Annotated in this window: 11 protein-coding genes; all 11 read right to left on the bottom strand. The window is 47.3% G+C overall.

Going from position 1 to position 12,476, the window contains the following annotated elements; all coding sequences use genetic code 11:
• Position 1 precedes the first annotated feature (1 nt).
• The 11 genes from AC1DP6_RS13470 to AC1DP6_RS13420 are packed head-to-tail and all read right to left on the bottom strand — an operon-like array spanning position 2 to position 12,189.
• Positions 2–4,315 carry a hypothetical protein gene (locus AC1DP6_RS13470; RefSeq protein ID WP_477055301.1) on the bottom strand — a complete coding sequence of 1,438 codons (4,314 nt, stop codon included), beginning with the start codon at positions 4,313–4,315 and terminating at the stop codon, positions 2–4.
• Positions 4,312–4,749 carry a GPW/gp25 family protein gene (locus AC1DP6_RS13465; RefSeq protein ID WP_441574767.1) on the bottom strand — a complete coding sequence of 146 codons (438 nt, stop codon included), beginning with the start codon at positions 4,747–4,749 and terminating at the stop codon, positions 4,312–4,314. Before AC1DP6_RS13465 ends, AC1DP6_RS13470 begins: the two co-directional genes overlap by 4 nt.
• A 10-nt stretch (positions 4,750–4,759) precedes the next feature.
• The gene (locus AC1DP6_RS13460) at positions 4,760–5,071 is read right to left on the bottom strand and encodes a PAAR domain-containing protein (RefSeq protein WP_441574766.1); all 312 of its coding nucleotides are present in this window, start codon (positions 5,069–5,071) and stop codon (positions 4,760–4,762) included.
• Between the two features lie 6 nt (positions 5,072–5,077).
• A complete protein-coding gene (vgrG, locus tag AC1DP6_RS13455; protein ID WP_477055300.1) occupies positions 5,078–6,778 on the bottom strand; it encodes a type VI secretion system tip protein VgrG in 1,701 nt (566 codons plus the stop codon).
• Complete coding sequence (locus AC1DP6_RS13450; RefSeq protein ID WP_477055299.1) at positions 6,775–7,566, bottom strand: CIS tube protein; 792 nt, start codon at positions 7,564–7,566, stop codon at positions 6,775–6,777. Before AC1DP6_RS13450 ends, vgrG begins: the two co-directional genes overlap by 4 nt.
• Position 7,567: 1 nt before the next feature.
• Complete coding sequence (locus tag AC1DP6_RS13445) at positions 7,568–7,747, bottom strand: DUF5908 family protein (protein ID WP_477055298.1); 180 nt, start codon at positions 7,745–7,747, stop codon at positions 7,568–7,570.
• A 12-nt stretch (positions 7,748–7,759) separates the two neighbouring features.
• Entirely contained in the window at positions 7,760–8,224 is a 465-nt protein-coding gene (locus AC1DP6_RS13440) for a phage tail protein (RefSeq protein WP_208116168.1), read from the bottom strand.
• Between the two features lie 5 nt (positions 8,225–8,229).
• Complete coding sequence (locus tag AC1DP6_RS13435) at positions 8,230–8,712, bottom strand: phage tail protein (protein ID WP_133809455.1); 483 nt, start codon at positions 8,710–8,712, stop codon at positions 8,230–8,232.
• Positions 8,713–8,749: 37 nt separating this feature from the next.
• The gene (locus AC1DP6_RS13430; protein ID WP_477055297.1) at positions 8,750–10,567 is read right to left on the bottom strand and encodes a phage tail sheath family protein; all 1,818 of its coding nucleotides are present in this window, start codon (positions 10,565–10,567) and stop codon (positions 8,750–8,752) included.
• Between the two features lie 11 nt (positions 10,568–10,578).
• Complete coding sequence (locus AC1DP6_RS13425) at positions 10,579–11,613, bottom strand: hypothetical protein (protein ID WP_477055296.1); 1,035 nt, start codon at positions 11,611–11,613, stop codon at positions 10,579–10,581.
• Positions 11,614–11,616: 3 nt separating this feature from the next.
• On the bottom strand, positions 11,617–12,189 hold the full coding sequence (locus tag AC1DP6_RS13420; RefSeq protein WP_477024879.1) for a Pvc16 family protein: 573 nt from the start codon (positions 12,187–12,189) through the stop codon (positions 11,617–11,619).
• Between the last annotated feature and the right edge of the window lie 287 nt (positions 12,190–12,476).

The following is a 12,476-nucleotide window of genomic DNA, read 5'->3' as shown; positions in this document are numbered from 1 at the left end:
TTTATTTTTGGGGCTTATCTATTTTGATAGTAGTGAATTTTCCGGCAGTGAATGCAAGATCCACTGTCATGGCAGTCACCAGGTTGTTTTGTAACACAGGTGTAATACGGTATGCATGTTCTCCGGCAAGTCCTTTTCGTGGGTCTGCTGGAATTTTACCTATCAGTATTTTTTCTTCCACTTCTTTCTTCAGCACTTTTACCATGGCCTTAATAATCGCATCTGCATGTATGAGCCGGGACTGCCAGGCCTTTGCCAGCAAGTCGTGCAATTGCTTTGTATGGTCCTTCGCTGCTGGTACTTTCACGGTGTCTGTTTTAACCGGCATCGGCCTGTTATCCGGAACCTTGACCGTGTCTGCATTTGCAGGCACCGGGTAGGTATCCTTTTTTTCCGGCGCTGGTGTTACATACTCATCAACCGCTAACGTTGGTGGCCGGTCTTCCTCACAACCACCACAGGCGCAGCGGTCGTTGTCTTTGATCACGTTAATGTCGTGATCTATTACGTTGGGATTGTCTTCATTGAGGCGATCCAGGTAAGTGGTAAGTACAGAGGCGGCAGTATACGGTGTAATCACATCTACCTCGCTCCATTCCAGGATATCCTCAAACTCTTCCGCCATCTGCCGGGAAGAGAAATGCTTTATTTTAAGATTCGTTACCACATCTACGTAGTCGAGGTTTTCCAGGAACTGCAGTAAACGGGTTCTGTTAACCGGCGTACCGAACAGCAGTGGTTTCTTACCGGTAGCCCATGGCGCCAGGAATAATTTCAATGCTTCATTCAGTGCCTTGGTATAGTAAGGAATATCTTTTCCCGGATAGAAACGTACGCACACCCGTATCCTGATGGGTTCAAACCGGGCGTTGATAACATCCAGGCGATCATGTCCATCATCACATCCGCAGTCGTCGTTGCAGCAACAGAAACCAGGCTCTCCGTATCCGCCCACGAAATAACTGTTTCGTGCGGCCAGGAATTGTTTCATTGAGGTCAGTTCTCCTGCTTCAAAAATGGGATAAAACATACGGTTGCCAGTCATCTTATTGGGAAACGGTATAGCCGCTACCGTTACATGTCCCGGCCTGGCGGTATAAATGCGGCGGGAATGTGGCAAACATTTCAACACATCTATTTCCGGGAAGGCTTCGAGCAGCAATCTTTCATAATCCCAGGTGGTGACTGCCCTGTCTTTATGACGGAGTCTTTCGTGTATCCGTGTGAGATAGCCATCCCGATCCGATTGTTCGGAGGTGCGGCCATGGAAAGAAGCATAAGGCTGGGTGACAGATTTCACGCTCACATCCCGGAATTTCAGAGCGGAGATCGTGGACGGCGGGATGCCATCAACCAGGTGATCTTCTGCGTTATTATTATCGCGGAATTCAGCTTCTGCTGCATTTACATGAATATCGATGAGCATAGGCAGGGCATCTACCATAACATCATCTTCGGGTATTTCTACCGCGGAAGCGCGCAGCCAGTAAAGGTCTGTGCGACCATCCTTTCCGGTAATAGCAGTATTACCATTTTTGATATCATCCGGAATCTGGAAAAGGATAATACCGGTTTGCTGCATGCCCAGCGTAGTGTCTTTGAGTATATACTGCGGCGGCAATTCTATCCAGGTGTCTGCGAGGTAAGACCAGGCTATCTCCGGCGCATAGTGATCCGGATTACCGGTACCGGGTGCCGTTTTAAATAGCAGTGACAATGTTTGATCAGGAGTCAGTTGCTCAAAGCCGAGGAAGAGATTACCATTGGCAGGAGCTGGCCTGGGACGGCGCTCATCAAACAATTCCGGGCCAATAGGCTGTAGTGGTTCCGGCATCTTCATCACCGGTGCAGGACTGATACCTTCACCAGATAAATCTTCCCAGTTACCCAAAGAGTTGAAGGCGCTGAAAAAGTGTCTGCTGGACAATCTTCCATCTGTTCTGGGATACAGTATCTGATCTGCCAGGATAGTTACCGGGTTAGTACGATAGGCAAATACAAAATTATTGGCATCGAGTACATAAAAATTATCTCCCTCCCAGATGGCATCCATCCTGATCCAGCCGGATACATTACCGGACAGGTCTATCGGGAATTTCCCGGACGCCTGCAGTGGGCCTTCTTTTTCGGTGTATCCTGTAATGTCTGGTCCGCCATTATCTGTTATTACCTTCCAGTCCCCGTTATACAAAAATGATTTGTTGTTCAAAGACAGGGAATCATTACCGGCATGCCACATATAAAAATAGGCAGGGTCCTTGAAAAACAACTCCTGGAACCGGATATAGACGACCGATGTTGTTTTACCTATCACCAGCTGATTCCTGGATTCCACTTGTCCTTCCGGTGTTTGCCGGTAGAAGATACCTGGCTGACCAGGTTGGATCAACTGGCCCAGAAAATCCGATGGCGTTTCTGCATACCTGTACAATTCACCACTGTAGGTAAACACTTTCGCCTGCCATACGGTGATATCGTCTTCCTTTAAATCCCTGGTTTTAAAACGGATAAAAGGAGGGGTATGATCATCTATGGGTAGTACAGCGGGGAATGTTGGATGTAACCAGATGACGATCCGTTGTGTCCAGGCTGTCATGCCATCTTTCTTCACCATTTCTGCCTTGTTCAGAACACCGCCACTATATGGTGTTACTCTCACTACCCTGTTGTACAGGCTGAATTGGGCATCCGGTGCAGTGCCTGATTGCTGTGCATAGCCTACTGCTTCGTAAAACTCATTACGGATTTTAGTCAGCATTTCATCGGGCATGCCGGTATTATTGTAGGTGCCATAATAGTCAGTAATGCTGCCATCATACAGGTTCAACTTCATCAAACCTTTTTCTGTAGAAATTTCCACCTCGAAGCTATCCAGTATATCTACTATATCGATACCATTGCACAGGAACTCCATGGAAATCATCCGGTCCAAACCGTTTGCCATCCAGAGTTCTGTACTGCTTACGCTAAACCCTGCATAAGCCTGCAGTTGTTCCAGTTTTTTAGTCAGTTTGATCTGCTCTTTGATCACAGCTACCGGACGTGTTTCATACTGATCCAGCAGGCCCTGAATTTTCCGGTTCTGGTACATCAGTCTGTCGTATACTGTTTCCCCCGAAAGCGCCCGCCATGCTTTCGTGCCTGCCGGCCACTCTTCTTCCAGGCCATCTCTTTTATCAGCAGCAGGTAACGCATAGGCACGTTTAATAGGTACGCCGTCTTGTATTTCTTCTCTCATGTATAGGTTCTGACGTTCCACCAGTTTTACGGGTGAAATCACCAGTTCATCTGTCAATGCATAACTCATGGGCAGCCCGTTGCTGTCCGCTCCTGCTTTGAGTTCCGCACCGGCAGTGATGAGATGTGGTGGCAGTTTGAGTGCCAGCTCAAATACCACATGCACTTTATCCGGCACCAGTTGCCTTTTTTCGAGGCGCAATACATCGTGGTAATAAAACAGTAAATGTTTTTCTACCTGACTGTTGAGTTCATCCTGCAGGTGTTTAAAAAGATGCAGGAAAGTAATGAACAGTGCAATATGTGGTTCATGATTGTGGCGGGAACGGAGAGAGCTCTGAAAAGCTTTCCGTACTTTTTCCAGTATGATGGATAATGCTTTGTAGAACTTCAGAAAAAGGCTCCACAATTCATCGATATATTCATAAGGTAAAACGAAATCTATGCATTCGAAGGCAGCTTTGTCTTTCAGCCCCCATGGCGCAGCACAGCCGTAGGTACCAATAAATCCTTCATACAGTTTAATCGCGTTGGGATCTATGGCCTTATGAAATTGTATCAGGCGATAAAGCGGATCCGGCAGCATGCTGCTGATCACATTGAGGATATCCTGTTTCAGCGGATGATCTACCGGAATTTTCTGGCAGATGTGAAGGATCGTGAGCGCCAGGCCGTAAATACCGCATTCGGTACTTTTGATCATCTCCTCCATAATAGCAGCAGATGACTGTTCACCGGGTTTGGCGGTGCCCATGTCTTCCTGCTTTCTGCGGCGGCGATACAATATTTCCTTTGAGCGGAAAGCCGTACGCGGACTGTCCAGGTCAGTAGCAGCGAGGATGGCTAACAAACTGGTGGTGTCGGATTCCCAGAAAGGCAGCCAGTCGCCGGCTTCCTTGTTGTCTGGTCCCCAGTGGCGTACATGCGCAGACAATCCACCTGCAAAGGCAATCAATTCTTCTATAGCGCGATCATCCAGCTTTAGCTGATCGGGAATAAGACTGATCAGCAGTCTGTCCCGCTGTTGTGTGCCTCCATGTATCAACGGATGGCGTAATGTGTTGCAGTGTAGTATCATAACTCCACGTTTGTGCCCTCTTGTTTATAAAATGGGTATACGATGCTAAACCTGTTATTAGTCGTTCTGACTACATAGTCCATCTGTATTTCCAGTGTACCTTCCAGTTCTGTGGGTGCAATTACGAGCGACAATATTTTTATACGCGCTTCGTATTTAGCCACATTTTTCCGGATCAGGTCTTCCAGGTAAGTAAGAAAAGTGACGTTGAGCGCAGAGAAAACATAGTCTTCAGGATTACAGCCAAAATCTGGTTGTAGCACCCGTTCACGCACGCTGGTACTGAATAGTATCCGCAGGCTCTGGTCAATATCTTCTTCATATTGTGCCATCCCTACTTTGCCGGTAGTACGGTCAAAAGCCGGCGGAAATGCCCAGCCTTTACCGAGAAAGGCTTTTTGTTCATTTTGCGGATTTAAGAATAAATATTCCATGATGATGTTTTTATCCTCCTATAAATACATTGGGTGAACCTGTTTGAATCATGCCTCCGGGCATATGCGTGGTTTCGTCCATTTGTCGTGCTGCGGCCTGACTGCCGAAGAACACAGAGGAAGAACCCTTTTTGATCATATTGCCTGGCTCCACGCACATACACATATCATTTTGTACGGCGGCGGCCAGCTGGTTAATAAATACCCTTGCCGCACCTGTGGCCATTACCTGTCCTGGGCCATGGGGCGTATTCGGCGGCGATGATAATGGTTTTGGACATATATGCACATCCGTGTTACGTGCGGCTGGTTTACCTGGCATAATGGATCAGTTTAAATCGATTCGTGTACCATTTATTTTGATGCCCTGCGCCGATAACTCAATAGAAGTACTTGCGTCCAGTGTAATACTGATCTTCTGACCGCTCCCATCCAGCTCTATTTTCGGGCTGTTGTCATCTCCTGCGCTGAGTAGAATTTTCTTTTTATCATCGTCAAAAATGAATTGCATGCCTGCTTTGGATATCAATCCTTTTTTGGCGTTCTGGTCGCTGGCCGGCAGCTGTTGTGGTGCCACATTTTTATCGCTGTGTACTGCGCCGAGTACTACCGCATCATTGGGGTCGTTATTGATAAAACCAACAATCACCTCATCTCCCACTTCCGGTCTGAAAATAAATCCACGCTGATCGCCGGCGTAGATGTTCACCATTCTTGCCCAGATGCCATCCGCGCTGGTGCTATTGGGGTTTTGTGCTACAAAAGGTAAGCGTACCTGTATGCGGTAGTCGCCACTGCGACTGTCGCCTTCTAACTTAGACACGATGCCTGCATGCAGGCCACGAATACCGCTGACAAGGCCCGCTGCATCCGGGGCGGTAGGTTCTATGGTGTCTGCCGTAAAATTTTTATTCCAGCCAAATTGTATATCTGTTTTCCAGTTGCCATTAATCACCTGATGTAATACTGCCGTAATGAGATGAGTACCGTTAAAGCGATCTCCTACTCCGTTTACTTCCAGGGTGTCCCCTGGTTGCACTTTCACACCATTTACAGCGGCACGGCCTTTTACGTGAGACAATGTTCCCCGTTGCTGTTTGGCAGCTGCCCATGCGCTGAGTTCCTGCGTATCCATATCGCCGCCATGATAGAGCTGTACAGGATTATCTTTATACAGCACATCCGGAAAATCTCGTTGTGCACCACCGCCGCCGGTGAGTGCGCCTGCAGCGCCTGACAATAAACCACCTGCCCCACTGCTATCTGCTCCCGCCGATTCCTCTGCTACCTCCTGCCGGGTGTAATCCCAGGTACTTCCTTTCACGGAAGGGTAATGATCCCGGGCATCCAGTTCGGATTCAAATTCCAGTATAGGAACGCCTTTATTGCCGATGCCAAACTGCACCTGCAGATCCGGCGTTGATTTAATCGCGGGCTTTTTCATATGCAGGGTGCCCGCGTCCAAATGCAGACAAAGACCATTGGCATCTGCGCGCAGCAGCATGAAGTCCCAGTCAGTAACATTGTATTGTACCAGCTCCTTATGGGTATAGCCGGGGCTTTCCATGGTGCCGGCAGTTACATCCGGATAGCTGTTGAGAATATCCTGCACCAGGTCTTTATCAGAAACATCATAAAAGTAGCGACTCTTGCGGGCTACCGTTGTTTTCACCGCAGCATCCCGGCATTCTATCTCCAGCCGGAAATAGCGGTCCTGCTGCACTTTCACCGCATGACGGATGATGATACCTTTGAAAATAGTTTCTTCCTTCTGGTCATATCCCAGCAAAATTTCCACTGTTTTACCAGGAGAGAAAAAGTCCTGATTACTTTTGGTAAACTCCTGTTTTTCCACGGAGCCATCGGCAAATACCAGTCTGGCCCAGGGTATCCGGTTGAATTCCAGTCCTACCGAAAGAGATATCAGGCCACCTGGAGACATGGTCACCTCTTTGCCGTCGGCCCTAACAGTCACGGCTACGTTGTGTGTCTCCCGGTTCTGCGTTTCCGCTGTTTGTGGCAGGATCATTTTTTCGTGGTTTTATCAATGGGTGGAAGAATAAGCTGTGTACCAGGTTGCAGGTTTCTGAAGTTGGTGAGCTTATTAGCCTTTGCTATTTCCAGGTAATACTTCTCGTCTTCATAAACATCATCACAGATGCGCAGGATATTTTCTCCTGCCAGCACCATGTGGTGGCGGCTAAGATCCGGCGACAACAACGACAACAACGCCATACTATCTTTAAAGGGCGTATGTGCTTTGAGTTTAAGCGTTATCTCCGCGCGGAGTGGAATACCATCCGGACTAAAAAGATTGTAACTGATGTCCATGCTCATGAGAAGTCCCATGAAGACCAGCTTGCCATATTGCACCAGCAGGAAAGGTGTACGATGGCTTTCGTCTTTGAAGTCATATACAGCGGCCTGTAATTGCGCCACTCTCACCGGTACATAGGCACCCTGCGCCTCCGCAGGCAATGCATTCATGACGCTGCCTATCAGGTCGGCAGAGGGCATAGTGCTTTGTGCTACTACGCCTGTACCATCCATGATAAAGCGGAGTTCCAGCTCTTCCGGATTTACTTTATCAAACTGCAGTTCCGTACCAGGTGTTCCTTTGGTATCAGGTTCATTATACTTGATACTAAAGCTCCTGCTGATGGATTCCGGGTTGATCTGCACTTCAAATATTTTCGTGGTGAGGGTGGATGCAATAGTGCCGGCATCCATACTGCCGAGGCCACCTAGTCCACCTTTGCCGGAGGTATCCGGACCCGGCAATGAAACGATGCGTAATTTGGTAATTGATCCGTCCATATCAGCGATCTTTTTGTCGTTCTAAAATTTCCATCACCTGTTGCACTGCCTCTTCGATGATGCTTAATTTCACCGCCTCAGAAACTCCTGCCTGCGGGRCTGCCACCAGGTTTCCGGCAGCATTGGGGTTAGTGGCCGTTACATTGGCCTTCACCAGCAGTTCTTTTATAATAATCGGCATGATGAAAATGATTTAGGAAGATTTAGTGAAATAATTGTAGTTGATCTGTATCGTTTCTACGGCGATGTCGCTGTTTTGCGCATTGAATCCACTGATTTCCCATTTGGTAGGATAAGCATTTACCAGGTGCCAGGCCATGAGTGGTTTAGGGCTTCCCTGGCTGCCGCCTTCCACATCCAGCAGGAATATGTGCAGACTTTTGGGCGAAAAACTGAAGTCTTCAATGGCTTTACGACACCACTCTACCAGCGGTGAACTGACTTTCAGTCCACGTTTCAGCACTAGTGGCTCCGCGCGTGCAGGCAGCGGGAGCTGATGCGTAAAACGGTTTTCGCCTGCTTCCTTGACGGATTGTGTTTCCATGCTCATGGAAAGCCCGGACAGCTCCTGGAATTCCGAATCGCTGTCGGGCATACCATCAATCACGACTTTGAAGTAAAAACCCGCTGGCGGATAATTATTTCCTATTACCGGCATACTATTTATTTATATTCTACTGTCAAATCCTCAATCGCCAGTTCCAGTGTTTCTACCGCCACTTCATTGGCATCTGCTTTCATGTCCGTGAAAGCTACTTTCACCGGGAAAGCGTTGGTCAATGTCCAGGCGACTACCGGATTGCCTTCTTCATCGTTGAGGGTAATCACAATGTTTTTGCGATAGTCAACTCTTTTGCGTACAGATCCTGGTTTTCCACCATCACCTATCCAGCTGAAGAATTCTGCATTCGCATCTTTGAATCCCTGAATGAGTCCTTTTTTGAGGGTTACGTTCGCGAACTTGCGGAGCCCTGGCATTTTGATCTTGGAGAAATTAGGATCATTACCATGTCGGTATTCTATCAGGTCTACCTGGTAATCCAGTCCGCTCACTTCTGTGAAGCCGATCTGGTCTACGCTGTTAAATTCCTGCTCCGGGCGGGAAACCTTGAAATAGAATTTCGGGAAAGGATAACTCTTTGCCATTTGCTATAAAAGTTTAAATGCTTTTAAAAATTTACTGTTAAGATTCGACCAGTTCGAACTTGTGTTCATACTGCAATACGATGAATTCTGCTGGTCTTGCTACTGCTACCTTGATGAAGATGCGCATGATACCATTGAGTACATCGTCATCGCTCATGGATTCCGGTGCACTGCAAATCACTTCGTATGCATCGGCGGGAGTATTGCCATAAAGGCCGCCGGCTTTCCAGAGCCTGTTGAGGAAACTCTTGATCATGGCGCGGACCTTGATCCAGGTTTGTTCGTTATTGGGTTCAAATACGAAGTCCTGCATGGCAATGGCAACAGAATCTTCTATGAAGCAGAAAGTGCGGCGCACATTTACATATCTCCATTCGAGATCGTTGCCGGCCAATGTTCTGGCACCATATACCAGCAAGCCACGGCCCGGATAGGTGCGGATTGCATTGATGGCTTTACCATTGGAAGGCGCATTCAGATTGGCATGCAGGTCATCATCGATGTCCAGTGCGGGTCTGATACCACCGAAAACACTCACATTAGCAGGTGCTTTCCATACACCGGCATTAGCATCTGTACGTACATAGATACCAGCGATAGCGCCGCATGGAGGCAGTGTTACAGCTAAATTTGAAATAGCATCTTTGATCTTACCGTAGATGAGGTTGTTCGCATCCTTGATAACGTCGAGGCTGAAGTTTGTCAGCGGAATGCTCACACCATTTCCGATGCCTTTCACAGCTGCTTTCAATGCTGCAAGCGTAGTTGTCAGCGTGCCCTGTGCGGTAGTTACTGCGGTATTAGCGGTATCCAGCGCTGTTTGCAAAGTAGTCAGTGCAGTGTTCAGGATAGTCTGGGGAGCAGCACCTGGCTTATCCACGTCTTTTCCAACATCTGTTGGCAGCGGGTTTCCGGAGTCCTTTGAAATCTTTTTGAGTTGTACTACCAGGTCTGCATCAGTAGCCGCAGGAGTTGCTGTCTTATATGCATCCAGGGCTGTTTTCAGATAGGTGAGCACTTTTTTATCAGCGGTCAATCCATCTACTTTAGCTACAGCAACAGGCAATGCGGCTGTGGCAGCGAGATAGGCAGTTGCTTTTGCTCTGAGGTCAGATATTGTACCGGTGTCGCCGGGTATTGCCTGTATATGGGATTTCACCACTACATCTGCTTCTGCGTAGTTATAGCTGAAGATCGTTTTGATGTAAGGATAGTAAGCCATCCCGTATTTCTTATATTCAATATCATTCGGCATATTGGTCTGGAAGCCGTTCTCAATAGCCGTAAGATCATCACCGTTTACATCGTGCAGATCGATTACCGTTACACGGTCTTTCATTTTGCTGCAATGTTGTAAAGCCACTTCGATCACTCCTTTGTATGCTGTTTCATCAAGGGAGGTGCCGTCGGGGAAGACGAGGATCGTTACTTCCTGGACTTTTGTCAGTGCGGCGATCGCATTTTTGATATCATCCGGAGCCGGATCTGTATCATATCCGCCAACAGACAGGATGTAGCATGGCCCACCACCGTTAGCATAATAAAATAACAGGGAATGATACATTTTGAATTTAAAGTCTGTCGGCTCTGTCACCTTCACCTCCGGCTGACCGGTGCTTTCATCAATGGTGACATCAATGTGCTGTAGCGGTGCACTTCCGAACAAGTCTTCATATTCTTTCATCGACTTGATCCTGGTGGGTTTTCCGCGCAGGTTGTCTCCCTTCTTCTCCGCTTTCTGGGTATAACCAATGAAAACCGGTACGGCGCTGGGGATCACGCCCACCGTTGGGGGGAGGGTAGAAATTTCCTGGGTGTAGACGCCAGGCATTCTTAAATCTAGCAAGGCTGCCATGTTATTTGCATTTAGAGTTTATAAATGATAGTTGTATTTTTCATGCTTCTATCCGGAATTGCGATATGTCCTACTTCTCCGCCTAAATCTTTGTTCAGTTTTACAATGGGCTGTTCACCATCGGCTAACACAATGGGGATCAGTGATTCAAAGAGGTGTACTTCTTTTATTTTCCCATCGGCTTTGAGGCCATCGATATATGTTTTTTCTGTGGGAGTAGGTGCTCTTTTTACAATGCCCACACCAGGCGGATAACGGGAAGAACCCGACACGCTATAGGCAATCGTGAGTTTGGCAGGATCTACAGTGGCACCACCACGATCAAATGGTTCTATCAGGTAGTACTGCCATTTGGAAGAACGTGCGCCCAGGGTGAGTGTAAATACCAGGTTGTCGTCACCAGGTTTTAATTGCAAATGAAGAACCGCCCAGTTGTTGCTTTGCTTCAACAATTCATCACTCAACACCATTTTCATATTGGCGGTACCACCACCTGTCAGCTGTTTTTCCAACAGGTACAAACCAGGTTGCTGCACAGTTATCTTTACAGCACCACTCAATTTATCCACGGCCTCCGTATCTACATCTACCCATCCTCCGGCGGTATTGGCAGGACGTTTCAGCGTTACCGCATCCACGGTACCAATAGGAAAATTGAGCATGGTTTGCTGACCGGCGATATCAGGTAATTCGTTAACAGCGGTTAAAATCAACTGTTGCTGATAGGTACCATCTTCTTTGAGATTAGAAAACCAATACCGTCCTTTTCCGAAGCTGTTGGTGATATTCAGCAGGTCTGTTTTTATTTGCACACCGAAATACAGATCGATGACGGTATCCAGTTTTATAAAAGGATCTCCTGCTTCATCACGTTTCAGATAGATGCGCAGGTTACCATCTGTCTGGCGGAATTTCATGCCGTATGCATCCATGACAGCCAATGCAGAAGGCAGCGGTGTAAAAACAGCATCTGTAGCATGTGCATTACTATAGTATGCATGTTTCACCTCGAGCGAAACCAGTGGGGTATATTTGAAGTGTAACATTATTTAAACAGTTTCATCTCCATGTATGTCAGTGATCAGCGAACCACTTATTGGTGGCGCCTGTTGGAACATTAATACGCGTGCTTTATAGATGACAGAGGGCAGGTATCTGCCTCCCATTACCGTCCAGAGATTATTGAGATTTTCGAAGCCGAGGTTGTGCAGATTCAGTACTGCTTCCTGGGCTTCTCCATTCACCGAAATGACGAGGCGCCGGGCCGACTGAAAGCAGCTGATCACCTGGCTGATGGCCTGCATGCTGGTAACGTATGAGTCATACTTCGCAGAAAAAAGCAGGAATGCATTAATGTATACAGCACTCTTTTCCCTGACGAAACTGGTACCGACTTCACGGAGCGGATAATTATTTCTCATGGCATTTTCTTCTTCCACAGATACCAGTGTCAGGATCACCTTATCGTGAAACAATTCTTCTCCCCCACCTTCGGCACTTTTATCGTGAATAGATACGTCTCCAATCACGCATTCGAAGAGATCACCAGGGCCACCTTTCGATCGCAGACTAAAATAGAGATTTAGCTTTGCTACCATCTCTGCAAGCAATAGATCAATCATAAAATATGTTGTATTTAGGGGCAACAAATTTTCATACGCAAGTAGTTGCCAATAGGGAGGCACACTACGCGAATGCATAATGAAGACTTGTAGAACTACACAGACCGAATGACACAGAATATAACCAGTAGTGACAGTGAATCTCAGCTGCAACGCGGTAAAGCGGCAATTAATTCAACTGAAAAAGTAACTTCTTGTAGAAGTTCGTTAGAGTGACGAGACCATTTTTCTTGTGATTTTTTTTGGAGTTACAATTCAAAAAATCTAAATCGCCGATACATTGGGGC

It is taken from the genome of Chitinophaga sp. 01L420, assembly GCF_056399985.1.
Note: the sequence above shows the minus strand (reverse complement) of the source record. Positions and strands in the feature narration are given on the sequence as shown.